Raw genomic sequence first — 26,089 nt, 5'->3', positions numbered from 1 at the left:
GCGGATCCCCGGGAGCATGGAGGTGTGGTTCGTCGGGCCCAACGGGTCGGTGCAGGACCGGTACTGGTACGAGGGCGGCGCCTGGCAGGGCTTCGAGCTGGCCCCGGCCGGCAGCGCCTCCACCCACACCGGCGTCGCGGCCGTCTCGCGGATCCCCGGGAGCATGGAGGTGTGGTTCGTCGGGCCCAACGGGTCGGTGCAGGACCGGTACTGGTACGAGGGCGGCGCCTGGCAGGGCTTCGAACTGGCCCCGGCCGGCAGCGCCTCGATCACCAGTGGGGTCGCGGCCGTCTCGCGGATCCCCGGGAGCATGGAGCTGTGGTTCGTCGGCGGCGACGCCTCCGTCCGGGACCACTTCTGGTACGACACGTCGAGCAAGAACTTCGACCAGGACGTCACGACCGACATCGCCGTCGGAGGCTCGGCGCACGTCGTGATGCGACAGGACGGGTTCTACTCGTTCACGACGCACGCCCATGACAGCGGCTTCGACAACATCGACTACACCATCTCGGCCGCCGTCATGACGCCGGACGGCACGGTGTTCACCTTCCAGCGCTCCGGCCACACCGAGGGGACCGTCGCCGGACTGCCCTTCGGCACCCCGGACCGCAACGACGACTTCACCTTCGTCGGCAACAACCCCCAGATCACCGCCAAGTGGGACGGCATCCTCAACGGCACCTTCAAGGCCACCCTGGACGGCACCGACACCCTCGCGGCCGGCGTCACGGGAGCCCTGGGCGACCTGGTGAAGGCGATCGTCTCCGCGGCGGGCAAGGCCGCGGCCGAGGCGGTGATCAAGCTCGTCGCCTGAGGGTCCCGACCGCCCCGACCCGGCGGCACCGGCCCGGCTCCCGAGGGGGGAGCCGGGCCGGTGCCCCGCGTTCCGCGCCCCGGTGCCTTCCGCTCAGCGCCGGACGGCGGACGCGCCTCCGGCGGCGTCGACCACGAGCAGCGTGCCCACCCGTCTGGCGGCGGCCGCCCGCTGGGCGGCGGGCAGGTCGGTGCCGGTGACCAGGACGTCGACCTGGTCCAGGGTGCCGAAGACGGCCAGCCCGCCGCTGCTCCATCTGGAGCGGTCGGCGACCAGCACCACCCGGCGGGCGGCGTGCAGGAAGGCCCGCTGGGTGGCCGCCTCGGTGAGGTCGGCGAGGGTCAGGTCGCCCCGGCGGGTGATCCCGCGGCAGTCGAGGAGGAGCAGGTCCAGCCGGGTCGAGCGGACGGCCTGGTCGGCGATCGGGCCCACCAGGGCGCCGGAGGCCGTCCGGAGGCCGCCGGTGAGCGTGACGGCGGCGGTCGGGGCCACCCCGGGCGGACCGGCGGGGTGGGTGAAGACCCGGGCGATCCGGAGGGAGTTGGTGACGACCGCCAGGTGGTCCACGGTGGTCAGGTGCCGGGCGACGGCGTAGGTCGCCGGGCCGGCGCCGAGGCCGACGACGTCGCCCGGCCGGACCAGCGCGGCGGCGGCCCGGGCGATCACGTCGAGGTTCGGCAGCGGGCCGGTGTCCGGCGGAACCCGGCGTCCGTCCCCGCCCCGGGCGGCCTCGGAGCGGACGGCTCCACCGCGGGTCCGGTGCAGCAGGCCCTGCTCGGCGAGCGCGCACAGATCACGCCGGACGGTGGCGGCGGAGACGCCGAACTCGTGGGCGAGCTGGTCGGTGACGGCGGTGCCGTGCTCCCGCACACTGGTGTGGATCAGCCGGCGGCGCTGTTCCGCCAGGAGGGCCGCCGGCGGCCGGGTGTCCTGAATCATGTCGTGGGCCTCCTGGTGCACGCGTGGGGGTGGCACCGCCGTCGTCCTCGCCGGTGTGCGGACGCCGGTCCGGCTCCGGCCCCGCAGGCTGCCGCCCGCGGGGCCGGAGCCCCGGCGGACCAGTCCTAGTTGACGGACCAGATCTGCCGGGCCGACCCGGTGTCCGGCTGCTGGGTCACCAGGGCGCCGTTGGCGGTGCCGGCGGTGGTGAGGAGCAGGCCGCTCGCCTTCGAGGCGACGGTGTAGCCGCCGCTCACCGGGGTGAGGATCCAGCGCTGGTTGGTCGCGCCCGTGCAGGCCCACTGGATGATCGGGTTGCCGGCCGCGGTGGAGCCGCCGCTGTCGTCCAGGCAGAGCGCGGACTCGCGGTTGGTGAGCCGGTAGCTGCCGTCGGACTGCCGGGCGAAGGTCCAGCTCTGGTTGGTGCCGCCGTTGGCGGTCCAGGTGACGAGCTGGGTGCCCTGGGTCTTGGAGTGGTCGGGGACGTCGAGCGCCTTGCCTCCGGTGGTGAGCGTGTGGATCCCGTCGAGTGAGCCGCCGGTGTCACCGGTGGCGGTCAGGGTCAGCACCTGGTCGGCCGCGGTGGCGCCGCCGCCGACGGGGTTGCCGGTGGTGTCGGTCCAGCTGCGGGTGGGCGTGGTGCCGGTCAGCGCGCCGGCGGCGGACGTCATGCCGAGCACCAGTCCGCTGTAGCGGTTGACCAGCCGGAAGGCGCCGGTCGACGCGCCCGCGGCGGTCTTGCCGGGGATGACGAACCACTGCTGGCCGACGGCGGGCCCGCCCGGTCCGGCCGCGGTGACGGTCGGCGCCGTCCCCCAGGCGCGGTCGGCCTTGCCGGTGGAGCCGACGCCCAGCAGGCCGCCGGTGGCGGAGTTGACGACCCGGTAGGCGCCGTCGCCGGTGGGGGCGAAGCTCCACGACTCCAGGCCCGATCCGCCGGCGGCGGCCGTCGAGGTGGTCGCCTGGCTGCCGGAGACCTGGGCGAGCACCCGGCCGGTTCCGTTGGCGATCCGGTAGGTCTTGGCCGGGTCGACGGGCGCGGGCGCGGGGGCCGAGGAGGTGATGCCGAGGTTGACGTACTCGCCGGAGGCGCCCGCCGAGCAGCCGAACGCGCAGTAGGCACGGAAGTTCTTGCCGACGATCGTCGAGTTCGTCCGGTTCGCGCTGTCGACGAACCAGCGGTACCACGAGGCGGTGTGGTAGCTGCCGGTGTCGCCGATCGGGAACCACTTCTGGGTCGCGAGGTCGTCGGTCGCGTAGAGGTACTGCGGCGAGGTGCCGTCCTGGTTGACCGCCTGGGGCTCACCGATGTACAGGCCGAGGTAGGCGTTGTAGGTGATGTCCATGACGAAGAGCGGCGAGGTCGGCGGCATCTTCCCGGCGGCGATCTGCTGGGCCGCGGTGCCGGTGTTCGCCGGGTCGTACTCCTTGGCGACGGGGGTGTACCCCGTGCTGCTGGCCGCGTCGACCGGGACCATGTTGCTCTCCCGGCCGCCGACGCCGGGCTGCGACCACGCGCCGTCGTACCACTTCTGCCAGGAGTCGGGCGCCATCTTGGCGGACATCGGTGCCCGGGCGACGTGTTCGTAGAACGCCTTCCAGCTGCCGCCCTTGTCGACGATCCGCGAGCCGTAGTAGACGTAGAAGTAGCCGGAGGCGGTGTCCACGAAGAGCCGCGGGTCGCCGTCGCCGTAGTCGTAGGTCTGGTTCGGGAAGGCGGCGGTGTCACCGCGTACGGTGCTGTACGGCGAGGTGATGACGTGGTTCCTGATGGTCCACGTCCGGCCCTGGTCGGTCGAGACCGTGTAGTCGATCGCGTCGAAGTGCAGGCCGTCCCCGAAGGGCTGCGGGGTGAACTCGTTGTGCACCAGGCCGTACCAGTCACCGGTGTCCGGGTCGACCCAGACCCCGGTGAGGTCGCAGTAGTTCTTCTGGGCGTAGCCGGAGCCGCTCGGCGCGAAGCTCGACTCCCGGCCGGTGGGGCTGTTGTTGCAGCGCCAGGTCGTGTTGTTGTTCGCGTCCTGCGGGTTGGCGGGGTTCACCGCGTCGCTGATCGCGGCGGACCTGGTGGCGGAGTCGAAGTCCGCGCCGGTGAAGAACTCCCACTCACGCGGGTCGGTGGCCCCGTACAGCGCCGCGGACTGCTGGAAGTAGAAGGTGCCGTCCTTGTCGGTGTACGGGGCCGCCGTGGTGTCGGTCGGGGTGGGGTAGCGGCCGGTGGAGCCGACGCTGACGGTGTAGCCGGTGACGGCGGGGGCCGCCGACGCGGGTGGGGCCGCGAGGGCGCCGCCGGCCAGGGTGAGGGTGGCGGCCGTGAGGGTGGCCACGAGGGTTCTGGGAAGGGATGGCACGAGCACTCCTTCGGGGGTGGGGGCGTACTGCGGTGCGCGGACCCGGGGTCGGTCCGCGGCCGCGGCGGCGGAGGGAGAGCCGCCGCGGCTCCGCCCCGCCGGGGCGGGGCGGAGGTCGGGGGTCAGGTCTGCGACATCCGGAAGTCGTAGACCGGCGGGACCGGCGTCCCGGGGTGGACGGCGAGCCAGAGGGTGTCCAGCGAGTCCTCGCCCTCGCGCATGTTGTCGACCTGGATGCCCTCGGCGAGCAGCCGGCGCACCCGGTCCTGGTCGCCCAGGGCGTGCGCCGCCCTCGCCTCGGCGAGGCGGATCCGGCCGTGCCGGCGGGCGCTCCCGGTCAGGCTCTCGACGACGGCGAGGGCCTGCCGGTGGCGGCCGGCCGCGGCCAGGGCGTCGAGGAACTCGACGGTGAGCTCCAGGAGGTCCGGGCGCAGCCGGACCGCGTGGGCCAGCAGGTCGGCCGACTCCTCGGGGGAGTCGGTGAGGAACGCCAGGGCGCGCAGCGCCCACGGGGTCGGCCGTTCGGCGACGGAGCGCTTCCAGGCGGTGCGGGCGGCGTCGTCCTCGCCCTCGGACAGGTACACGAGAGCGAGCTGGTGGAGCACGTGCCAGTCCGGCTCGGCGGCCTCCAGCCGTTCGCGCCAGTGGCCTCCGGTGACCGGGGCGGCCGGCGGGTCGCAGAGCGGCAGCCGGCCGGTGGCCAGCAGCTCGGCCCACGGCCGCTGTTCGGCCCGCGCGTCACCGAACGGCCGGGCGGCCGAGGCGGGCAGGGCGCCGGCCGCGATCTCCAGCGCTCCCCAGCCGGACCCCTCGCCGAGCAGTTCCGTCGGTTCGCCGAACTCCGCCACCCGGGACAGCGCGTCCTCCAGGCGGCCGGGCGGTACGAGGGTGGTCAGCGCGGCCGCGGCGGCCGAGCGGGCCGTCCCCCAGTCGCCGTGCGCGGCGGCCGGGTCGACTTCCAGCAGCCCGTAGGCCTCGACCCAGGACCAGCTCTCGCCGGCCGGCATCGGCAGGTGCTCCAGCTGGGTCCTGGCCAGGCCGGCCTGGATCTCCAGGTAGGGCGCGTCGGGACCGGAGAGCCACTCCTGCCAGTGCGCGCCGCCGGTGGCGGTGCCCCAGTGGAAGAGCTTGCGGCCGCGCAGCCGGTCGGTCGAGGCCTGCACCAGGCCGGCGCCGGTGCCGTCCAGGGCGGTGATCCACCGGCGCTCGGCGTCCGGGATGTCCAGGAAGTGGTCCGCCGCGCGGGGCAGCCGGCCGGGGTAGCTGCGGTCGGCCCCGTCGTACTCGGGGAACGGGACGTGCCGCAGGTCGGCGGTGTAGTCGAAGTGGAAGGCGTGGTCGGCGGGGCCGACCACCCTGGTTTGCCCGGTCTCGGGGACGGCGATGTTGGACCACCAGTAGACCGGGACCTCGGCGTCGTTCGGGTTCTGGACGCAGACGTGGACGTACAGCACCGGCGAGCCGGCCGGCAGCCAGGCGTCGATCTGCAGCACCAGCCGCCGCAGTCGTTCGAACTCGTACATCCGCAGCACCGGCGTGCCGTCCGCGGTGGTGGTCCGGACGGCGTGCAGCGGCTCGCAGGTGAGCGGCCAGTGCCCGGTGGTGCCGAGGTTCCACTCCACCCCGCCGGCGATCCAGGCGTCCCGCAGGGCGAGGTTGGCGGGCTGCAGGACGGGGTTGCGGTGCAGCAGTTCGCGGCCGGAGGGGCGGTGCACCAGGGACCAGAGCCGGCCGCCGTAGCCGGGCAGGAAGGTGGCGGTGAGGTGCTCGTTCTCCAGGACGACGGTGGGCAGTTCACGCGTGGTGCGGGAGCGGTCGTAGCGGTCCTGCCGGGTGTAGGGCAGCAGGGTGTGCGGGCGGCCGTAGCCGAGGTTGCGGCGCATCTCGGGGTCGGTGGCCCCGGCGTCGTCGGCGGTGCGGGCGGGCAGTCCGCGCAGGATCGGGAGGCAGCCGGCGGCCGGGTCGGCCGCGCCCTCGATCCGCAGCAGGCCGGTGCGCAGGGTGGAGGTCATTTGCCGATCCCCACCGTCATGCCCTGGATGATCCGGGTGCCCAGCCAGGAGAAGAGGGCGAGCATCGGTGCGAGGATGAGGCAGACGCCGGCGAACATGGTCCCCCAGTCCATTCCGTTGAGCTGCTCGGTGGCGACGAAGTTCGCCAGCGCGACCGGCAGCGTGATCTTGTCCTCGCCGTGGTTGAGCACCAGGGCGAAGAGGGTCTCGTTCCAGGCCCCGATGACCTGGAGCAGGAAGGCGGTGATGAGTCCGCCCCGGGCGACCGGGACGATCACCTGGAGGAAGGTCCGCAGCGGCCCGGCCCCGTCGAGGGTGGCGGCCTCCTCCAGGACGGCCGGGACCCCGCTGAAGAAGCCGGTCAGCAGGTAGACGGTGAACGGCATCGCCAGGCCCACGTAGACCAGGCCGAGGCCGAGCAGGCTGTCCGTCAGGTTCACCTGGGCCAGGCCGATGAAGAGCGGCACGACCAGGACCTGCCCGGGGACGCCGAGTCCCATGGCGAAGGTCATGGTCAGCACCGAGGAGGTGCGGGTGCGGCGCCGCGCCAGCATGTAGGCGGCGGGTGCGGCCAGGGCGACGGCCGCCACCGAGGAGAGCGCGGCGACGAGCACGCTGTTGAGCGCGGCCCGGCCGAAGCCGCCGTCGTCCAGCGCGCGCCCGTAGTTGTCCGGGTGCGGGTCGGTGGGCAGGCCGAAGGGGTGGGCGAAGATGTCGGTGCTGCCGCGCAGCGAGGTCAGGAAGACCCACAGGATGAGCAGCAGGTCGACGGCGACGACGACCCACACCACGCCTCTGGCGATCCGCATCGCAGGCCCCGCGGCTCTGTGCTTGGTACGCACGGGAGTTGCCTTTCTGAGGGGGTCAGTATTCGACGGCGGCGCGGCGCATCAGCCGGCGCAGCGCCAGCGTGATCACCCCGACCATCACCAGGCTGACCAGGGCGGCGGCGGTGGCCATGCCGAGCTGCGGCGCCGAGGTCTGCGGGAACGCCTCGGCGTAGACGTACATCGCGGTGTTCCAGGTGTCGACCGGGGGCTGGCTGGAGTTGCTGCCGCCGTACATCAGGATCAGTTCGAAGATCTTCACCGAGCTGACCGTCCAGAGCACGGCGCAGACCGAGATCACGTCCCAGGCGAGCGGCAGGGTGATGTGCCGGAACCGGCGGAAGGCGCTGGCGCCGTCCAACTCGGCCGCCTCGTAGAGGTATTCGGGGATCTGGTCGACCGCCGCCATGATGATCGCGGTGTAGTAGCCGGTGGCCGTCCAGACCAGGGTGGCGACGATCATCGGGAAGAGGTTGTCGGTGGCGAGCCACTTGGGCGGGGTCGCGGCGCCGAGCCAGTGCAGCACGGTGTTGACCGGGCCGTCGGGGGAGAACAGGAAGCCGGCCGCGATGCCGAACACCATCGCGTTCACCAGGCACGGGAAGAAGAGCACCGAGCGGGCGAACAGCCGGGCCCGCATCTCGCGCAGGACCAGGGTGAGCGCCAGGCTGATCGCGAAGGTGATCGCGCCGCCGACGAAGAGGATCTCCAGCGTGTTGACCAGGGAGGTCCGGAACGCCGCGTCCTCGAAGAGGATCCGGTAGTTCCGCAGGCCGCGCCAGTGCTTGGCGCCCATGCCGTCCCACTTGTAGAGGCTGGTCCAGGCGGCGTAGCCGATCGGGACCAGGAACAGCACGCCGTAGACGAGCAGCGCGGGGCCGACGAACGGCCAGAAGATGCGCCGGTGCTGGCGTTCCAGCGGTGAGGTGCCGGCGTTCACCGGCTGCGCGCGCCCGCCGCCGCGCACGGCGGGCGGGTCCTGGAGTGCGGTGGCCATCGTCGCCTCAGCCCTGGCTCTTCCAGAAGGAGGCCTGGTCGGACTTCATCTTCGCGACGAACTGCTCGGCGGAGGTCTTGCCGTGCCAGAGGTCGAGGAAGTTCTGGTTGAAGACCTTGGTGGGGTAGTCGCCGGCCACGCCGTCGTAGGTGAGGCGGACGGGCGCGGCGTCCAGCGCCTTCTGGATGTCGGTGAGCGCGGCCGGGGCGGGGATGTCGGAGCGCGGCGTGATGTTCCCGGCCTCGGTGGAGATCCCGGCGAGGGTCTTCTTCTGCAGGAAGTAGGCGATGAACCTCTTGGCCGCGGCGGAGTGCTTGGCCTTCTTCGGTATCGCGAAGCCGAACATCATCGAGTCCGCGTTGACGGCGCCGGGCGGCAGCATCGCGCCCATCTTCCAGTCCGCGGGGAGCTGCTTGGCCACCTCGTCGGTGACCCAGCTGCCGTCCGGGTAGAACGCGGCCTTGCCGGCGGCCCAGTTGGTCTCCTGGGCGGGGAACTTGGTGGCGTCGTAGCCGCTGATCAGGTGGCCGCCCTTCACCAGTTGCTCGGTCTGCCTGGCGGCGGTGAGCACGGCCGGGGCGTCCCAGCTCGCGCCGGACGGGTCGGAGCTCAGCGCGCTGAAGCCGACCCCGCCGGCGGACAGCAGGTAGTCCAGGATCAGGCCGTTCTCCCAGGCGAGTTCGCCGTCGGAGGCCAGACAGGCCCGGCCCTTGGCCTTGAGCGCGTCGCAGACCTTGAGGAAGTCGGCCCAGCTCGCCGGCGGGCTCGGCATGGCGGCGGCGATGTCGGGGTCGGCCGTGTTGTAGAAGAGGGCGCCCGAGGAGATCTCGTACGGGATCACGTAGTGGTTCCTGCCGTCCGGGTCCTTGGGCAGGGCGTCCAGGTACTTCGCGGGGACGACGGCGGACACCTTCCTGCCCTCGCCGGGCACCTCCATGCCGAGGACGTCGGACAGGTCGAGCGCCTGGCCGGCCTGGGCGGTCGCCCCGTAGACGCCGTCGGCGCCCTGGTCCCACAGGTCGGGGGCCTGGTTGGTGGCGATCGCCGGGCCGATCTTCTTCTTGACGTCGCGTCCGGCCCAGGTGATGTCGACCTTGATGCCGGTGTCGGTCTGGAACTGGTCGATCGCCGCCTTGATCACCTTGGCCTGGGCCTCGTCGGCCCGCCACATCGACCAGTAGGCGAAGCTGCCGGACGAGCCGCCGGCCGTGCTCTCGGAGCCGCTGCCGCAGGCGGTGGCGGTCAGGGCCAGCACCGCCACGGTGGCGGTGCCGAGGACCCGGGTGGTGGTCGAGGTTCTGCCCATCGTGTGATTCCTCTCCAGGGGACAAGCGGTGGAGGGGGCCTGGGGGGAGGCCGCACCCTCGGGCTTGTTAGTTCGGCTAGTGTCTGAACTAAGGTGGGTATTGTCAAGGTCCGGCGCCGGCAAGGCCGTTATTCCGATCGCCGCGACAACTACCATGGGCGCCGTCGGCACCCTCGGGAACAGGAGAGACAGTGCAGGAAGCACGGGGCAGTGGCACCACCGGGGCCGCCGGCATCATGGCGGGCTACCCCGACGCCGCCGACAAGGGGTCCATGCGCCGCAACAACCTGGGCCTGGTGCTGCGCCTGCTGAGGGAGAGCGGCGAGCAGTCGCGCACCCGGATCGCCGCCGTCGCCGGGCTGCCGAAGGCCACCGTCTCGGTGCTGGTCACCGAGCTGATCCAGCGCGGCCTGGTCCGCGAGGGCGAGCTGGACCGGGCGGGCGCGGTGGGCCGCCCGCACCGCATGGTCACGCTCGACGGGCGCTGGGTCTGCGGGGTCGGCGCCGAGCTGGGCGTCGATCACATCACCGTGCTGGCGGTGGATCTGAGCGGCACCGTCGTCCACGAGCGGCGGCGCGGGATCGACCTGCCGGAGCTGAGCCCGCAGGAGACGCTGCACGAGGTCGCGGGGATGGTCCGCGCCTGTCTGCGCGAGATCGGCGCCCGGGGGATGAGCGCGGCGGGCGTCACCCTGGTCACCCAGGGCGAGGTCGACGCCGGGTCGGGCACCGTCCTGGTGGCCACCAACTTCGGCTGGCGCGACGTGCCGGCCGCCGCCGAACTGCGCGCGCGGCTCGGCCCGGCCGCCCCGCCCGTCCTGCTCGCGAACGACGCCGAGTCCGGGGCGCTGGCCGAGTACCTCCGCGCGGCCGCCGACGACGTCCGCGAACTGGTCTACGTCACCGGCGGGATCGGCGTCGGCGGCGCCAGCCTCTCCGGCGGCAAGCTGCTGCGCGGCTCCGAGATCGGGCACATGCACGTCGACCGCCGGGAGCGCCCCTGCGCCTGCGGCCGGACGGGCTGCTGGGAGACCGCGGTGGGCCTGCAGGCCTTCCTGGACGCGGCTGCCGACCGCACCGACCGAGTGCACGACCGGTCGGTCGACCTCGCGCAGCGCCTGGACGAGCTGCTGGCGCGGGCGGACCGGGGCGAGCAGCGGACGCTGGCTGCGCTGGCCCTGATCGCGGACGACCTGGCCCTCGGGCTGGGCATCCTGGTGGACGTGCTGAACCCGCCGAGGATCGTCCTCGGCGGGTACTTCGCGGTCTTCGGCCGCTATCTGGTCGACGCCGTGCAGCGGGTGCTCGACGAGCGCCGGATCAGGCCCACCGCCGAGCGCGTCGTGGTGGCCGCCTCCACCCTCGGGCTCTCCAACGCGGCCCAGGGCGGGGCGTATCTGACCCTGGAGGGCATCTTCCTCGACCCGACGAGCGCGCCGGAGCGCCGGGTGGACGCGGGCGCCTGAGGAGGCCGGGGCGGGGAAGCACGCCGAGGGGCCGCGACGGCCTGTCCGGCCGTCGCGGCCCTGTCCGGTGCGCCCTCTGGCGCGGTCCCGCCGTCCACGGGGTCCACGGGCCGGGCCGGCCGCCGTCCGTCAGCCGCTGGAGACCGCGACGCCGCCCCGGTCCGCCGCGCCGACGGTCGCCAGGAGCTGGGCGGTGGTGTCGGTGACGGCCTCGCGGCCGGCCGCGAGGTAGTGGCGCGGGTCCACGCCGTTGGGGTCGCCGCGCAGGTGGGAACGGATCGCGCCGGTCATGGCGATGCTCAGGGCGGTGCCGATGTTGACCTTGCTGATACCGACCCGGATCGCGCGCTGGAGTTCCGGGTCGCTGACGCCGGAGGAGCCGTGCAGGACGAGGGGGAGGTCCAGGGCGTGGTGCAGCGCGGCGAGCAGGGTGTGGTCGATCGTCGCGTCGCGGGTGGTCATGGCGTGCGAGCTGCCGACGGCGACGGCGAGCGCGTCGATGCCGGTCTCGGCCACGAAGCGCCGGGCCTCGTCGGGATCGGTGCGGGCCCCGGGGGCGTGGGCGCTCAGCGGCCCGGTGCCGTCCTTGCCGCCCACCTCGCCGAGTTCGGCCTCCAGCCAGAGGCCGTTGGCGTGGGCCCAGTCGGCGGCCCGGCGGGTGGCGGCGACGTTCTCCCCGTAGGGCAGGTGCGCGGCGTCGAACATGGCGGAGCTGAATCCGCAGTCCGCGGCCTCGCGGAGCAGCGCCTCGCTCTTCACGTGGTCGAGGTGCAGCGCCACCCGGGCGCCGCTGCGGCGCGCGGCGCTCACGGCGGCCGCGGCTATCGGGTGCGGGCGGCCGCCGTGGAACTTCACGGCGTTCTCGCTCACCTGGAGGATGACCGGCTCCCCGGTGGCCTCGGCGGCGGCGACGACGGCCTCGATGTGTTCCAGGGTGATGACGTTGAACGCGGCGACGGCGCCGCGCCGGGTTGCGGCTTCGGCGACCAGTTCGCCCGTGGTGCTGAGAGGCATGGCGGACTCTTCTCGGGGTGAGGGTGGGTGGTCAGGCCGGGACGACCTGGACCTGGGGGAGCAGGTGCCGGTAGCCGTCGCGGTCGAACAGGCCGGCGTAGCGGGCCTGGACGGTGGCGGCCGACAGCGCGACGGCCCGGGCCAGCGCGACCGGCAGCGGGGCGCGTTCGGCGAGGCCGACGGCGAGGGCGGCCACCACGGAGTCCCCGGCTCCGGTGGGGTTGCCGCTGATGCCGGCGTCCGCCGGGAGGAAGGCCCGCCAGGCTCCGGCCGGGTCGACGGCCAGCAGCCCGTCCGGTCCCAGGGAAGCGACGACCGTCCCGGCGCCTGCCCGTACGAGCGCCCGGGCGGCCGTCGGCGGATCGTCCGTCCCGGTGGCCTCCCGCAGTTCGGCGGCGTTCGGTTTGATGATCGTCGGCCGGGCGTCGAGGGCTTCGGTGAGCGCCGGGCCGGCGGCGTCGAGGATCACCGGGACGCCCCGGTCGCGGGCGAGCCGCACCAACTCGGCGTAGCCGCCCGGCGGAACGCCCCGGGGCAGGCTGCCGGACAGCACCAGGGCCCGGGCGGCCGGCACCAGGCTCGCCACCCCCGCGCAAAGCGCGGTCCACTGGAGCGCGGACAGTTCCGGCCCGGGTTCGTTGAGCATCGTGGCGTCGCCGTCGTGCACGACGGCGATCGTCCGCCGGGTCGCCGCGCCGGTGAGCGGGATCGTCAGATGGACGATCCCCGACCGGTCTAGGTCGGCCTTGACGGCGATGCCCGCGGCGCCGCCGAGCGGCAGGACCGCCGTGGTCCGCCGCCCCAGGGCGTGCAGCACCCGGGCCACGTTGACGCCCTTGCCACCGGCCTGCTCGTGGACGGTCTCCACGCGGTGGCTCTCGTGCGGCCGCAGCGCGGCGAGGGTGTAGGTGATGTCGAGCGCCGGGTTGGGCGTGACGGTCACGATCACGACGGCTGCCTCCCTGCCGCTGCGGTGCGCCCGGAAGCGGTGACCTGGACGGTGGGGGTCACGCGTCGGCGAGGATCACGGAGCGCGTCAGGTTGCGCGGCTGGTCGGGGTCGAGGCCCTTGGCCGCCGCGACGGCGACGGCGAGGCGGTGCACGCGGACCAGCTCGGCCAGCGGGTCGAGCCGGCCCTCGATCCAGCGGGCACCGGTCGAGCCGACCTGCTCGGCGAGGCCGACCGGGGCGTCGCCGAGCATCCAGGTGGCGGTGGACGGCGCGGCGATGCTGATCGGGCCGTGGCGGTACTCCATGGACGGGTACGACTCGGTCCAGGCGAGGGCCGCCTCGCGCATCTTCAGCGCGGCCTCGTTGGCCAGGCCGACCGTCCAGCCGCGCCCCAGGAAGGTGAACTGGCCGCACTCGACCAGGCCGGCCGGCAGGGGCTCCGCCAGGGCGCGGCGGGCGTCCTCCTCCACCGCCTCGGTGTGCAGGCCCAGGTGCGCGCGCAGCAACGTCAGCGCGGTGGTGGCGAAGCGCGTCTGCACGACGGACCGCTCGTCGGCGAAGTCCAGGACGACGACGTCGTCGGCGGCCGACATGACGGGCGTGTTCGGGTCCGCCGTGACCGCACTGGTCCGGACCTTTCCGCGCAGCCCGTCGAGCAGTTCGAGGACCTCGGTCGTGGTGCCGGAGCGGGTGAGTGCGATCACGCGGTCGTAGGAGCGGCCGGTCGGGAACTCGGACGCGGCGAACGCGTCGGTCACGCCCTGGCCGCCGGACTCGCGCAGGGCGGCGTACGCCTGGCCCATGAAGTACGACGTCCCGCACCCGACGACGGCGACCCGCTCGCCCGCTCCGGGCAGGGCGGGGTGGCCGACCGCGGCCAGTGCCGCCGCGCGCGCCCAGCACTGGGGCTGGTCGGCGATCTCTGCCTCTACGTGCGTCATTGCTGACCCCTTTCAAGATCATCTGATGAAAGCTGAGCTAGATGATGCACATTTAAGCATCTTCAAGCATTTGATACCAGGGTAGTGCGGCCCGATGCCGACTTTGAAGTGCGCATGCAAAAGTTCCCTCGCAATGCGCCCTTGACTGCCCATCCATCGCCCCAGTGCCGGTAGTTGGCTCGTGAGCTGGGGCGATCGCCGGCGCGCGGAATGGGGGGCGATCGCCGAACGAGGCCGTTCGACGTCTCGGAGGGCGTGACTATCCATGAGTCAAGAGTGAGTGTTTGCGACAACATTGATCGCAGAGGCACCTGGGATCCTCGCGGGTACCCGCGGCCCCGCGGGGCCGCGCCGGGGCCGCGCCGGGGCCTGCCGAGCGAGCGGCGCGGGGCCGGCGGGAGCGGGCTCCGGCCTTCGCCGTCCGGGCCGGAGGGGGTGCCGGTACGGTGGGGCGGCCCGGTCAGCGACGGGCGGGAGCGCCCAGCGCGGTTCCCAGCCGGTCCACCGTGTCCCAGGCGTGCAGCCCGGCGCCGAGGCAGCCCGCCTCGTCGCCCAGCGCGGCCGCCACCAGGCGGGGGCGCCGGTGGAACGTCAGCCTCCGGTCGAGGCCGGCCCGCAGCGGGTCCAGCAGCAGTCCGTCCGACTCGGCGAGCCCGCCGCCGAGGACGACGACCTCGGGGGCGAGCAGCGTCACGGCGGTGGTGAGCGCGGTCGCCAGCCCGTGGACGGCGCGCTGCCAGACGGCCAGGGCGGCCTCGTCCCCCTCGGCGAGCAGGGCGGCGACCTCGGCGGCGCCGTGGACGGGCCGGCCGGTGCGGGCGCTGTAGGCCGCGGCGATCCCCGCCGCGGAGGCGATGGTCTCCAGGCAGCCCCGGGCGCCGCAGGGGCACGGCCGGCCGTCCGGTTCGACGACGAGGTGGCCGAGCTCGCCCGCGTAGCCGCCGGCGGTCAGCAGCCGGCCGTCGTGGACGATCGCGGCCGAGATGCCGGTGCCGATCGCGACGAACAGCGCGTCCCGGGCGCCCCGCGCGGCGCCCAGCCGGACCTCCGCCAGGCCGCCGGCCCGTACGTCGTGGCCCAGCGTGACCGGCAGTCCGGTGCGTTCTTCGAGCAGGGCGGCCAGCGGCAGGTCGCGCCAGCCGAGGTTGGCGGCGTAGACGGCCACGGCCCGCTCGGCGTCGACGATGCCGGGGACGACCACACCGGCCTGGCGGACGGTGAGGCCGAGGTCCGCGGCCTGGCCGGCGAGGGACCGCAGGGCCGCCGTGACGGCGTCGACGACGGCCTCGGGCCCGGCCGCCCGGGGCGTGCGGCGCCGCTCGGTGAGCAGGACGCCCGACCGCCGGTCGACGAGCGCCCCCTTCATCCCGGTGCCGCCCACGTCCAGGGCGATGACGCACTCGTCGGGCCGGCCGCGGTCAGCCATCGCGCGCCTCCGATGTGACGGGGTGACGGGCTCTCGTACTGCTCTCGGGCACGGTGGGCTCCCTGGTCCTCGGGGGGTGGTCGAAGCGGCGGGCCGACCGCCGGTCCTCGGCGGTCGGCGGTGCGGGCGGCGGGCTACTTCACGGAGCCGGCGGTCAGTCCGGAGACGACCTGGCGCTCGATGAAGGCGAAGAGCACGACGACCGGGAGGATGGCGACGATCGACCCGGCGAACAGGAAGTTCCACTGCACGGTGTAGTTGCCGACGAAGCTGTTGATGCCGACGGTGAGCGGCTGGCTGTCCGGCACGGTGGACAGGGTCAGCCCCATGACGAACTCGTTCCAGGCCGCGATGAAGGTGAAGATCACGGCGGTGACGACCCCGGGCAGCGCGAGCGGGAGCGTGACGCGCAGGAGCGCCCTGAACCGGCTCAGACCGTCGATCATGGCCGCCTCCTCCAGCGCCACCGGGATGGAGCCGATGTAGGCGCTGAGGATCCAGATCGCGAACGCCAGGTTGAAGGCGGCGTTGCAGAGGATCAGCGTCCAGACCGAGTTGAGCATGTCCAGCTGGTAGAACTCGCGGTAGAGGCCCACCAGGAGCGACGTCGGCTGGAACATCTGGGTGACGAGCACGAGCAGCAGGAAGAGCTTGCGCCCGCGGAAGGTCATCCGGGCCGTGTAGTAGGCGGCGGGCAGCGCCACCAGCAGGACCAGCACGGTGGACCCGCCGGCCACGAGCAGGGTGACGCGCAGGTTCGAGCCGAGGTTGGACTCGCGCCAGACGTCGACGAAGTTGGACCAGGCGAAGTGCTCCGGGAGGTAGGTGTTGTCGCGCAGCTCGTCGGCCGGGCGCAGCGCGGTGATCACCATCTGCGCGTAGGGCAGCAGGAAGACGGCGGCCAGCAGCCAGGCGGTGGCCGCGATGACCATGGTCCGGGGGCGGAAGCGCCGGTGGGGCAGGCGCGCGGCCGGGGCGGCGGCCCGGCGCCGGCGCTGCGCGGTACGGGGCTCGGTGAGGGTCTGCTGGGTCATCGGTTCTCCTCCTCGTTCCAGCGGCTGACCTTGAGGAAGAGCAGCACCATGACGACGACCAGGGCGAAGTTGACGACGGACATGGCCGCGCTCTCGCCGATGTCGGTGTTCTTCAGCTGGTACATGAAGACGGTGGTGGTGGCGGTGTCGCTGCTCGGCCCGCCCTGCGTCATGCCCCAGATGATGGGGAAGGAGTTGAAGACGTTGATCAGGTTGATGACGACGCCGACGAGGAAGGCCGGGCGCAGCAGCGGCAGGGTGATCAGGCGGTAGGTGCGCCAGGTGCCGGCGCCGTCGACCTCCGCCGCCTCGTAGAGCTCCGCGGGCACGGTCTGCAGACCGGCGAGCAGGGTGTAGGTGGTGAAGGGGAGCGAGACGAAGATCGCCACGAACATCATCCACGGCCAGGCGGTGGACGGGTCGCCGAGCCAGTCCTTGGGGCCGTCGATGATCCCGAGGTCGACCATCACGGTGTTGAGGACGCCGGCGGTCTGGTTGAGCATCCACTTGAAGCCGATGGCGGTCATCAGGACGGACGCCGCCCAGGGGGCGATCAGGGCCCAGCGGGTGAGGCGGCGGCCGGGGAACTGCTGGTTGAACAGCTGGGCGAGGGCCAGTGAGGCGACCATGGTGATGCTGACGACGACCACGGTCCAGACGACGGTGGCGGTCAGGACGTGTCCGAGGTCGGTCTCGTCGAAGAGCTTGCGGTACTTGTCGAAGCCGGCCGAGCCGCGGACGAAGCCGCTGGTGCTGATCCGCTGGAACGAGGTGTGGACCATCTCGTAGACGGGCCACAGGACGACGGCGATGATCAGCAGGACGGCGGGGCCGATCCAGGGGAGCGGGCCGAGCCGGTCGAGGCCGCGTCGGCGGGAGGCCTTCGGGCTGGGGGCCGGCCCGGCCGCCTTGGTGCGGGAGGGGTTGAGGGACACCGGAGGCGCCTTCCGTGCGCGTGCGGCCTGGGTGCCGCACGGAGCGGGACGGTGGTGGTGCGGGGGCGGCGGGGCTGAGTCAGGGCGGTCCGCCGCCCCCGCGGTCGGGGGGGGGCCGGGGCGCCTACTTGGTGTCGGCGGCCGCGGCTTCGGCCTTCTTCTGGAGGTCGCCCAGCACCTTGGCCGGGTCGTCCTTGACGGCGGTGCCGATGGTCTTCTTCATCTCGGCGGAGACGCTGTCCCAGCTGGTCTTGCCGAGCGGGTAGAACTTGGCCTGCGGGAGCAGCGCGAAGAACGGCTCCAGGTCCTTGTGCTTGCCGCTGGCCGTCATCTCGGTCAGGGTGTCCTGGGTGACGGGCATGAGGTTGTAGAGCTCGTCGAACTTCAGCGTGTTCTCCTTGGAGTACGCGAAGTCCAGGAACTGCTTGATCTGCTCCTTGTGGCCGTTCTTCTTGAAGGCCATCGTCCAGTCGGCCACGCCGAGGGTGGACTTGAGCGCGCCGTCCTTGCCGGGGATCGGTGCGACGCCGTAGTCGACCTTGCCGTCGGCGGCCATCTGGATCAGGGACGGGTGGCCGTTGAGCATGGCGGCCTTGCCCGCGGCGAAGTCCGCGAAGGCGGTCTTGCGGTCGGTGGTGGCCGGGTTGGCGTAGGTCAGGCCGGGGTCGACCAGGTTGGTCTTCAGCCACTTGAAGGTGTCGACGTTGGCCGCGCTGTTGAGCGTGTAGTTGCCCGAATCGTCGGTGATGGCACCGCCGTTGCCGAACTCCCACATCGCGCTCTCGCCCTGGGCCTCCTCCGGGCCGAGGGGGAGCGCGTACGGGGTGACGCCGGGGACCTTGGCCTTGATCAGCTCGGCGTCCTTCTTGACGTCGTCCCAGCTCTTGGGGGCCTCGGTGATGCCGGCCTGGGTGAACAGGGCCTTGTTGTAGAAGAACGCGCGGGCCGAGGAGACGAACGGTATGCCGTACTGGACGCCGTTGACCTCGCCGGCCGAGGCGAAGGTGGAGATGAGGTTGGCCTTGGTGGCCATCGAGATGACGTCGTCGGCCTTGTAGAGCAGGTCGTCCGTGACCTTGTCGGCGTACCCGCCGGTCTGCAGGATGTCGGGCTCGTTGCCGCTCTGGATCATCGTCTTGACCTGCTTGTCGATGTCGTTCCAGTTCACGACCTGGACATCGATCCTGATCTTGGGGTTGGCGGCCTGGAAGCGCTGGGCGACGTCGTCCCAGTAGGCCTTGGAGCTGTTGCTCGCCTTGTCCCCGTAGTCGGCCGCCACCAGCTTGAGGGTGACCGTGCCGTCCGCGGACGCGCTGTCGCCGCCGCTGCTGCCGCAGGCGGTGAGGGCGAGCGCGCCGACCGTACAGGCGGACAGGAGCGTGAGCGCGCGGTTCTTCATGGGAGACCTCCTCTGGCCCCGGGGGCGATGCCGGGTGCCGGACGTGTTCTTCGAGCCACGGAACGTCGCATCCGGGCTTCTGGGAGGACCGTCGTCAGACCTGCTCGACCGACGGAGAGACTGCGACTTGCTGCGCGAATATGCGCAAATCTAGCAGGAATGAATCATCTTGTGGCGTCTTCTGATGGATCAGTGTTCATCAGCCGTTCGAGCCGGTCCAGCCCTGTTGCCAGACCGTTGTCAATGCGACACCCACTATCGACCCTTGACGTGTCATTGCGATACACGCCGTGACGAGTCAGCTGCACTGCGCGCCCATGCTCGGAAATCGGACTTACGAATCACAATCAATCACGCCAGGCGGCCCCGTGTCGTCGTCGCCGGGAGGGGCCGCGACGGCGCGTCCGCCCGGTGCCGGAAGCGTAGGTCCGAGGCCCCCGGCGGCGGCCGCCCGTCATACCGGCCAGGGGGCGGGCGCCGTAGACTTCGCGGCGATCGGAAGATCGGCACGGGGAGCATCGGGGGACGCTGGTGGAGCTGCGGGACATCGAGATCTTTCTGGCGCTGGCCGAGGAACTGCACTTCGGCCGGACCACCGAGCGGCTGCACATCTCCCCGGCCCGGGTCAGCCAAGCGATCAGGAAGCAGGAGCGCAGCGTCGGGGCGATGCTGTTCGAGCGCACCAGCCGGACGGTGCGGCTGACCGAGGTCGGCCGGCAGCTGCGGGACGACCTGCGGCCGTGCTACCAGGGCCTCCAGGACTCGCTGGAGCGCGCCCGGATGGCCGCCCAGGGGGTGAGCGGGCGGCTGCGGGTCCTGATGATGCCGTTCAACGTCGGCGACCTGCACGTGTACTGGAAGACGTTCCGCAAGCGCCACCCCCAGTGGGAGCTGCAGGTCCGGCTGTCGGTCCTGGACGACCCGTTCGGCAAGCTGCGCGACGGCGAATGCGACGTCTTCGTCGCCTGGCTCCCCGTCGAGGAGCCCGATCTGACCGTCGGCCCCACCCTGTTCACCGACCCGCGCATCCTCGCCGTGGCGGCGGACCACCCGCTCGGCGGCCGGTCGTCGGTCCGGCTCGAAAACCTCGCCGACTTCCCGCAGGGCAGCGGCCGGATCGGACTGGACTACTGGGAGGAGGGGTACCTGCCCTTCACCACCCCCAAGGGCCGCCCGATCGAGCGCGCGTACCAGGTGACGCACTCCTCCGAACTGATCGACCTGGTCGCCATGGGCGACATCGTCCAGCCCTTCCCCAGCCACGTCACCCGGTACTGGGGCATGCCCGACGTCCGCTGGCTGCCGATCACCGACCTCGCCCCGCTCTCCTTCGCCCTCGTGTGGCGCACGGAGGCGGAGGACGACGCCATCCGCGCCCTCGCCGCCACCGTCCGCGACCTCGGCGTGTTCGCCTTCTAGGGTCCGCCCGGCGGACCGGTCGGGCGGGTGGTCCGCCGGATGCCCGGAGCGCCTCGGGGCGCCGAGAACCGGGCGACGTACTCGGCGAACGGCGGGGCGCCTTCCTGGGGTCCACGGCACGCCTTCCGCGGCGGGGCCGCTCGGCCCGACCGGATCGTGAAGCCGGGGGTTAACGATCGTTGCGAGAATCGCCGTTGTTCGCTCCCGGCACGGCGACCAGGCTGGACGGCATGAACATCACGTCCACCACCGTGGCGCTGGTGGTCGGTGACCCGGCCGCCTCCAGCCGTTTCTTCACCGAGCACCTCGGATTCCGTGAAGTCCTGCGCACGGACGGCTTCGTCCAGCTCGAACGGGACGACGCCGCCACCGACATCACCCTGGTCCTGTCGGACTTCGCGGTGGCACCGAACCCGCCGCTCGACGGCTACGTGTCGTTCACCGTCACCGGCATCGCGGAGGAGGCGGCCCGCCTGGTAGCGGCAGGGGTGAAGGTGACCGCGCCGCTGACCCTGCAGCCGTGGGGCGCGTGGACGTTCGGGGTGCTCGACCCCAACGGCATCGACGTCCAGCTGGCGGAGTGGAGCGAGCCCGGGGGAGCGGCCCGGTCCTCCGGCGTCCGCACGGGCGAGGGGGGCCGGCCGTGACCGACGTCCATCCGTCGCCGGTCGTCGAAGCGCCCGCCCCCGCCCTGCTGGACCCCGCCGTCGGTCCGCGGGCGCCCGGCGGCGACCGTAAAGCCTTGGGGGGAGGCGACTTCGGGGTGGTCGCCGACACGGTGTTCGGCCTGTTCGTCCCCGCCCCGCGGGCGGAGCCGCCCCGGTGCGGATCCTGCCGGCCCTGACCGCCGGACGCTGCGCGCCCCCGTCGGCCCCGTCGCCCTCGGGCCCCCGTCGCTCCCGTGGCGGCGGGGTGTGGTCCGTGGGCCCGCCGCCGTCGGGCGCGCGGGCGGCGTCAGCCCGCCGCCGGGGAGCGGCTGCTCGGACCAGATGACCTTGCCGCTCGGCGTGTACCGGGCGCCCCAGCGGTGGGCGAGCTGGGCGATCAGGAAGATGCCCCGGCCGCCCTCGTCGGTGGCGGCGGCCCAGCGGAGGTGCGGCGCGGTGCTGCTCCCGTCGGACACCTCGCAGACCAGGCCCGCCACCCGGGACCTGCGGACGCCTCCGGGTGGACCGCCGGCGACTGCGCTGCCCGCCGGCAGCCCGCCCGTCCCGGCCCCCGGGAGCCCTTGCGTGCAACTTTCGGCTCATCCACAATGATGTGATCTGATCGCAGAGCCCGCGAGAGCTGCACAAGAGTGCAGATCTGCCGCGCCCAGCGCCCTCCCGGGGCCGCCCTGCTCCTCGCCGCACGATCGCCGCAAGAGAGGCTCCATGGACCACGCGAACGCTGCCCACGGCCCGGCGGGCACCGCATGACCGCCACCCGCACCTCCCTGTCCGGGGCTCGCCTGGTGACCGCCACCGGCACCGTCGACGGCGGACGCCTCACGGTCGAAGGAGCCCTGATCACCGGGTTCGGGGGCACTCCCGAACCCGGTGACGTGGATCTGACCGGCCACCTGGTCGTGCCCGGCTTCGTCGACCTGCACGTCCACGGCGGCGGCGGCGCCTCGTACACCTCCGCCGACGGCGAGGAGGTGATGGCCGCCGCGCGGTTCCACCGCCTGCACGGGACCACCACCACCGTCGCCAGCACCGTCACCGCCGAGCTGGACGAGCTCTGCCACCAGGCCGCCGTGCTCGCCGAGCTCGCCCAGGACGGCGTACTGGCCGGGGTCCACTTCGAGGGTCCGTTCATCGCCCGCGGCCGGTGCGGCGCCCACGCGCCCGCCCTGCTGCGCGACCCCGCCCCCGAACCGCTGCGCCGGCTGCTGGACGCCGCCAAGGGCCACGCCCGCATGGTCACCCTCGCGCCGGAGCTGCCCGGGGGACTCGACGCCGTCCGGACCCTGGTGGACGCGGGGGTCGTCGCGGCGGTCGGCCACTCGGCCGCGGACTACCGCACGGTCCGCGCCGCCATCGACGCCGGGGCCACCGTGGCCACCCACCTCTTCAACGGCATGCCCGCCCTCGGCCACCGGGACCCGGGGCCGGTCGGCGCGCTGCTTGAGGACGACCGGGTCACCGTCGAGCTCATCAACGACGGCGTGCACCTGCACCGTGCGGTGGTCGGCCTCGTCCACCGCGCGGTCGGCGCCGGGCGGATCGCGCTGGTCACCGACGCGATGAGCGCCGCGGGCATGGGCGACGGCGCCTACCGGCTGGGCCCACTGGACATCCGGGTCCGTGCCGGTGTCGCGGAACTCGCCGACGGCAGCTCCATCGCCGGCTCCACGCTGACCCTCGACCGGGCGTTCAAGCGGGCGGTGACGGTCGACGGGTTCACGCCCGAGCAGGCCTCGCGGTCGCTCTCCGCGGTGCCCGCCCGACTGCTGGGGCTGGGCGACTGCGTCGGCTCGCTGGAGACCGGCAAGCAGGCCGACCTGGTGGTGCTGGACGCCGCCCACGACGTCGTCGCCGTGATGCAGAAGGGCGTCTGGGTCGCCGGGGCGGGCCATCTGCCGACGCTCCGCGCGAAGTCCTGAGGCGGTCGCACGCGAAGGGGCCCGGCGGCTGCCGGGCCCCTTCGAAGGTCGCGGTGCCGGGGGCGGTCAGACCGAGTGCACGTCCACGCCCTGGGCGATCAGCTGCTCGACGATCTCCTCCGGGGCGTCCTTGTCGGTGATCAGCACCGTGAACTCGTTGACCGCGCAGACCTGCGCGAAGGCGCGGCGGCCGATCTTGGTGGCGTCCGCGACGATGATCACCTTGTCCGCCCGCTCGGCCATGGCGCGGTTGGCGCTGGCCTCGCCCTCGTCGTGGGTGGCGGCGCCGTTCTTGGCGTCCACGGCGTTGACGCCGAGGATGGCGTAGTCGAGCGCGAGGCCCTGGAGCACCATGGTGGCCAGCGGCCCGGTCAGCTCGTAGGAGTTCGGGCGGGCCACTCCGCCGGTGACCACCGTCTTCACGTACGGGCGCACGGCCAGCTCGTTGGCGATGTTGATCGCGTTGGTGACGACGGTCAGCGCGGTTCCGTTGCTGTGTTCGGCGAAGTCGGGCCGGGTCGCGAGCTCCCGGGCGACCTCCGACGTGGTGGTGCCGCCGTTGAGGCCGACCACCGCCCCCGGCGGGATGAGCGCGGCCGCGGCCTTGGCGATCCTGAGCTTCTCGTTCGCCTGCCGGGCGGTCTTGTAGCGCAGCGGCAGGTCGTACGCGACACCGCTCAGCACCGCGCCGCCGCGGGTGCGCACCAGCAGCTGCTGGTTCGCGAGCTCGTCCATGTCACGACGCACGGTCGCCGCGGAGACGCTCAGCAGCTCGACGGCCTCGCCGACCTCCAGCCGGCCCCGGTCGCCCAGGATCTCCAGCAGACGCGTCCACCTCTCGTGCGTCCCCATGGTCTCTCCCTTACATGTCGTGTCGGCAGGTGAAGCCTATCGCGGGCGAAGTGACCGAACCGCCAGAGATCGTGCATCTCTGTGATTGGATTGGCTAGGCAGTTATCATATTCTCTCACGGAGAGCAGGTGGAGATCACGGCTGCGGAGAACCCCGTGACCCACCGCGCCGAGGTCCCGAGCGCCGTGGTGATCGGGCTGGAGGTCGGCGTCGCACAGATCCGGGCCGTCGCGATGGCGCCGGACGGCTCGCTCGTGCACAGCGGCCGGCGGCCGACCCGTGCCGACCGCGGACCGGACGCCGTGCTGGAGACCGTCCTGGAGTACGCCGCCGACCTCGCCCGGCACCACGCGCCGTCGGCGGCCGGCATCGCGGTGCCCGGCCTGGTCGGTGAGGCGACCGGCACCTCCGTCTTCGCCGCCCACCTCGGCTGGCGCGAGATTCCCGTCCGGCGCTGGCTGGCCGAGGAACTCGACGTACCGGTGGCCTTCGGCCACGACGTCCGCGCCGGTGGCCTGGCCGAGGCCCGGCTCGGCGCCGGCCGCTCGTGCCGCTCCTTCCTCTACGTCCCGGTCGGCACCGGCATCGCCGCCTCGATGGTGCTCGACGGGCACGCGCCGGGCGGCGACGGCGAACTCGGCCACGTCGTGGTCCGCCCGGGCGGCGACCCCTGCCCCTGCGGCGGGAGCGGCTGCCTGGAGACGATCGCCTCGGCCGCCGCGATCGCCCGCCGCTACCGCCTCGCCACCGGCGAGGCGCGCGTGACCGCCAGAGACGTCCAGGCCCGGGCCGCGGCGGGCGACGGGACGGCCGCCGCCATCTGGCAGGAGGCCGTCGAAGGCCTCGCCGAGGTCCTGGCCGCCGCGGTCGGCGACAGCGCCCCCGAACGGATCGTCATCGGCGGCCCCCTGTCCCTCGCCGGGCAGACCTACCTCGACCCGCTCCGGAAAGCCCTGTCCGAGCGCCTGACCTCCCCGGACCCACCCCGCATCGTCGCCTCCGCCCTCGGCCGCCGGGCCGCGGCACTGGGCGCGGCCCTGCTCGCCCAGGACCTGCGCCCACCCCGTCACCCGGCCGGCGCGGAGGCCGCCGGGCACCACTCCGCGTAGCCGGGGGCGCACACGGGCCCTCTGTCATAGCTGCGGTGACGGGGCCTGCAGGCAGGTTCGTCGGCGCGGGTGGCTTCGGAGTGGCGATTTGGCACTGCTTCCGTGCCGGCACCGACCGGAATGGCCTGATCGAGCCGCTGGTTGGCAGGCAGTGCCACACCGCCCAGCGCATCGCCAGGGCACACAGGGCGGGCGGCGGCCATCGGTCGGGCGCGTTCGTACAACTCTCGGACGTGTGGGTTCCTGGCGTGAGGTTGGAGGGCGGAGAGCATCGCGCGGAAGCGGTCGTCGGCCCGGCCCGACTGGATGTGAGGGAAGTCGTCGAGCGCGCGGTGCCACTCGCCGACGGCCTCCTCCAGTCGGCCGGCCTGAAGTCGCCACTCGGCGAGCATTGAACGGTGTCGGACCCTGGCCCGCCGGTACACCAGAGGTCGTACCTTCTCGGAGCGCTCAAGTGCGCGGATCGCCGTCTCCCTGTCGCCGAGCTCGTAGTTGACCTGCGCGACGTGGTAGTTGAGGGACGCCGGGTCGTAGGACCCGTGGGCGGTGGCCTTGGACTCCGCCTTCTCCATCGCGATCTCGGCCTTGCTCAGCATCGCCAGCGCGCCGGTACGGTCTCCGGTCTGGGCGAGGGCATGGGCCTGCTGCCCGGCGAGGAAGGCACGCATCCGGGGTCCGGCCTCGGGGGATGCGGCTGACGCCGCGTCCGCATAGCGCAGGGCGGCGGCGCCGTGGCCGAGTTCGACGGCCTGGACGCTCATTCCCCGAAGGGTGGTGCAGTACGTCAGATGATCGCCGGCCGCACCGGCCAGCTCCAGAGCCTTCATGTAGTAGCTCTGGCCGAGCTTGTCCAGGCGCTCGTCAACAGCCATGTAGCCGGTCAGGTAGAGGTGATCGGCGGCGGCGGAGAGCATGGCCCGTCGGACGGTGTCCGAGGCGTCGGCCTGCAAGGACGGGGCGATGTTGTTGACCATGAACGCGGCGGCCATCGGCCGGGTGGTGCGGCCCCCGAACTGGTCGTCCAGCTCACTGATCCGCTCGGTCATGGCTCTCACCGTCTCGACCTCGGCCATGCCGATCCGCGTGTGCGGGTTGGTCCTGATTCGGTCGAGCCGTCCCACGATGTCCGGCCAGCCGGGGACGGTCAGGGCGACCGAGTACAGGCCCGCCCCGAGCACGCCCCTTCGCGATGGGTCCATGTCCATGCTCCCGAGATCGATCAGTCCCGCCACGGTATCCGTGGGCCGGGGCCGAACGTCGGGTTGGTCGGTGAATCCGGCTTCGAAGACGGTGACAGGCCGTCCGAGTCTGCGCGTGAGGGCCTCCAGTACTACGGACTGGTACTTGGTCATCGGCCGAGTGCCCGACAGCCAGTGGGAGACGGCGGACTCGTCGTACTTCAGTCGGAGCTTGGCCTCGGTGCCGGCTCGGTTCACCGCACGGGCGAACTCGCCGTTGCTCCAGCGCGTCTCCGCAACCAGGGCGGCGAGCTTGCGGTTCGGTGTTCGTTCGCGTGTTGCCATGGGTGCCCCCGGGCCAGGTTTCAAGGGTTTCAAGGTTCCGGGGTGTCTCTACCGTGCTTACTGCAGGCACACACCTGTTGACTGGCTGTTACTGAGGTTTTCAGGGTGGGGTCGGTGGTCTGAGAGTCAGGCCGGTGGCGGTCAGGCATCCGTCGATCAGGTGGGGTCGGAGTTGGATTCGGCG

20 protein-coding genes and 2 pseudogenes are annotated in these 26,089 nt (G+C 72.7%); 6 read left to right on the top strand and 16 right to left on the bottom strand.

The annotated features are described in order from the left end of the window. On the top strand, positions 1 to 817 hold an 817-nt coding region (locus ACZ34W_RS34220; RefSeq protein ID WP_465609743.1), incomplete at its 5' end, for a PLL family lectin. 93 nt (positions 818 to 910) lie between these two features. On the opposite strand, the gene ACZ34W_RS34215 is transcribed toward ACZ34W_RS34220, so the two are convergent. From ACZ34W_RS34215 to ACZ34W_RS34190, 6 genes are all read right to left on the bottom strand, one after another. Beyond that, positions 911 to 1,756, bottom strand: coding sequence for a DeoR/GlpR family DNA-binding transcription regulator (locus ACZ34W_RS34215; RefSeq protein ID WP_329485524.1), 846 nt, complete (start codon positions 1,754 to 1,756; stop codon positions 911 to 913). A gap of 125 nt (positions 1,757 to 1,881) precedes the next feature. Beyond that, on the bottom strand, positions 1,882 to 4,107 hold the full coding sequence (locus tag ACZ34W_RS34210; protein ID WP_465609741.1) for an RICIN domain-containing protein: 2,226 nt from the start codon (positions 4,105 to 4,107) through the stop codon (positions 1,882 to 1,884). 122 nt (positions 4,108 to 4,229) lie between these two features. Continuing rightward, entirely contained in the window at positions 4,230 to 6,119 is a 1,890-nt protein-coding gene (locus ACZ34W_RS34205) for a DUF5107 domain-containing protein (RefSeq protein ID WP_465609739.1), read from the bottom strand. After that, on the bottom strand, positions 6,116 to 6,928 hold the full coding sequence (locus tag ACZ34W_RS34200; protein ID WP_329485521.1) for a carbohydrate ABC transporter permease: 813 nt from the start codon (positions 6,926 to 6,928) through the stop codon (positions 6,116 to 6,118). The genes ACZ34W_RS34205 and ACZ34W_RS34200 overlap by 4 nt, the downstream gene beginning before the upstream one ends. A 55-nt stretch (positions 6,929 to 6,983) precedes the next feature. Beyond that, the gene (locus ACZ34W_RS34195) at positions 6,984 to 7,943 is read right to left on the bottom strand and encodes a carbohydrate ABC transporter permease (protein ID WP_329485520.1); all 960 of its coding nucleotides are present in this window, start codon (positions 7,941 to 7,943) and stop codon (positions 6,984 to 6,986) included. A 7-nt stretch (positions 7,944 to 7,950) separates the two neighbouring features. After that, entirely contained in the window at positions 7,951 to 9,249 is a 1,299-nt protein-coding gene (locus ACZ34W_RS34190) for an ABC transporter substrate-binding protein (protein ID WP_465609737.1), read from the bottom strand. A 191-nt stretch (positions 9,250 to 9,440) separates the two neighbouring features. On the opposite strand from ACZ34W_RS34190, the gene ACZ34W_RS34185 reads away from it, so the two are divergent. Then, positions 9,441 to 10,715, top strand: coding sequence for an ROK family transcriptional regulator (locus tag ACZ34W_RS34185; RefSeq protein ID WP_359808819.1), 1,275 nt, complete (start codon positions 9,441 to 9,443; stop codon positions 10,713 to 10,715). Between the two features lie 129 nt (positions 10,716 to 10,844). Here ACZ34W_RS34185 and ACZ34W_RS34180 read toward each other — a convergent pair whose 3' ends face one another. The 7 genes from ACZ34W_RS34180 to ACZ34W_RS34150 form a co-directional block, all read right to left on the bottom strand. After that, positions 10,845 to 11,729: a class II fructose-bisphosphate aldolase gene (locus ACZ34W_RS34180; protein WP_465609734.1), complete on the bottom strand. Its 885-nt coding sequence runs from the start codon at positions 11,727 to 11,729 to the stop codon at positions 10,845 to 10,847. A 31-nt stretch (positions 11,730 to 11,760) separates the two neighbouring features. Then, complete coding sequence (locus tag ACZ34W_RS34175; protein ID WP_465609732.1) at positions 11,761 to 12,678, bottom strand: 1-phosphofructokinase family hexose kinase; 918 nt, start codon at positions 12,676 to 12,678, stop codon at positions 11,761 to 11,763. A gap of 58 nt (positions 12,679 to 12,736) precedes the next feature. Beyond that, the gene (locus ACZ34W_RS34170; protein WP_465609731.1) at positions 12,737 to 13,621 is read right to left on the bottom strand and encodes an SIS domain-containing protein; all 885 of its coding nucleotides are present in this window, start codon (positions 13,619 to 13,621) and stop codon (positions 12,737 to 12,739) included. Positions 13,622 to 14,081: 460 nt separating this feature from the next. Beyond that, entirely contained in the window at positions 14,082 to 15,047 is a 966-nt protein-coding gene (locus ACZ34W_RS34165; RefSeq protein WP_465609729.1) for an ROK family protein, read from the bottom strand. A gap of 134 nt (positions 15,048 to 15,181) precedes the next feature. Then, a complete protein-coding gene (locus ACZ34W_RS34160) occupies positions 15,182 to 16,081 on the bottom strand; it encodes a carbohydrate ABC transporter permease (protein ID WP_465609727.1) in 900 nt (299 codons plus the stop codon). Continuing rightward, positions 16,078 to 17,016 carry a carbohydrate ABC transporter permease gene (locus ACZ34W_RS34155; RefSeq protein ID WP_465609725.1) on the bottom strand — a complete coding sequence of 313 codons (939 nt, stop codon included), beginning with the start codon at positions 17,014 to 17,016 and terminating at the stop codon, positions 16,078 to 16,080. Before ACZ34W_RS34155 ends, ACZ34W_RS34160 begins: the two co-directional genes overlap by 4 nt. Before the next feature lie 124 nt (positions 17,017 to 17,140). Further along, positions 17,141 to 18,415, bottom strand: a complete 1,275-nt coding sequence (locus tag ACZ34W_RS34150) for an extracellular solute-binding protein (RefSeq protein WP_465609723.1) — start codon at positions 18,413 to 18,415, stop codon at positions 17,141 to 17,143. 531 nt (positions 18,416 to 18,946) lie between these two features. Here ACZ34W_RS34150 and ACZ34W_RS34145 point away from each other — a divergent pair. Together ACZ34W_RS34145 and ACZ34W_RS34140 are read left to right on the top strand one after the other, a co-directional pair. Then, a complete protein-coding gene (locus ACZ34W_RS34145; protein ID WP_465609721.1) occupies positions 18,947 to 19,834 on the top strand; it encodes a LysR family transcriptional regulator in 888 nt (295 codons plus the stop codon). Between the two features lie 230 nt (positions 19,835 to 20,064). After that, positions 20,065 to 20,481, top strand: a complete 417-nt coding sequence (locus ACZ34W_RS34140; protein WP_329485508.1) for a VOC family protein — start codon at positions 20,065 to 20,067, stop codon at positions 20,479 to 20,481. 320 nt (positions 20,482 to 20,801) lie between these two features. On the opposite strand, the pseudogene ACZ34W_RS34135 reads toward ACZ34W_RS34140, so the two are convergent. Beyond that, positions 20,802 to 21,011, bottom strand: a pseudogene (locus ACZ34W_RS34135) (ATP-binding protein); the annotation flags it as partial. 237 nt (positions 21,012 to 21,248) lie between these two features. On the opposite strand from ACZ34W_RS34135, the gene nagA reads away from it, so the two are divergent. Next, the gene (nagA, locus tag ACZ34W_RS34130; protein ID WP_465609719.1) at positions 21,249 to 22,421 is read left to right on the top strand and encodes an N-acetylglucosamine-6-phosphate deacetylase; all 1,173 of its coding nucleotides are present in this window, start codon (positions 21,249 to 21,251) and stop codon (positions 22,419 to 22,421) included. Positions 22,422 to 22,487: 66 nt separating this feature from the next. On the opposite strand, the gene ACZ34W_RS34125 is transcribed toward nagA, so the two are convergent. Further along, positions 22,488 to 23,273 carry a DeoR/GlpR family DNA-binding transcription regulator gene (locus ACZ34W_RS34125; protein ID WP_352286541.1) on the bottom strand — a complete coding sequence of 262 codons (786 nt, stop codon included), beginning with the start codon at positions 23,271 to 23,273 and terminating at the stop codon, positions 22,488 to 22,490. Between the two features lie 128 nt (positions 23,274 to 23,401). Here ACZ34W_RS34125 and ACZ34W_RS34120 point away from each other — a divergent pair, with 128 nt between their 5' ends. Further along, positions 23,402 to 24,382 carry an ROK family protein gene (locus ACZ34W_RS34120; protein WP_465609716.1) on the top strand — a complete coding sequence of 327 codons (981 nt, stop codon included), beginning with the start codon at positions 23,402 to 23,404 and terminating at the stop codon, positions 24,380 to 24,382. Positions 24,383 to 24,570: 188 nt separating this feature from the next. Here ACZ34W_RS34120 and ACZ34W_RS34115 read toward each other — a convergent pair. Next, a pseudogene (locus ACZ34W_RS34115) lies at positions 24,571 to 25,905 on the bottom strand (tetratricopeptide repeat protein); the annotation flags it as partial. Positions 25,906 to 26,089 lie beyond the last annotated feature (184 nt).

The sequence above is a fragment of the Kitasatospora sp. NPDC022856 genome (assembly GCF_055561235.1).
The sequence above is the reverse complement of the archived record's forward strand: the minus strand, read 5'-3'. Positions and strand labels throughout refer to the sequence as shown.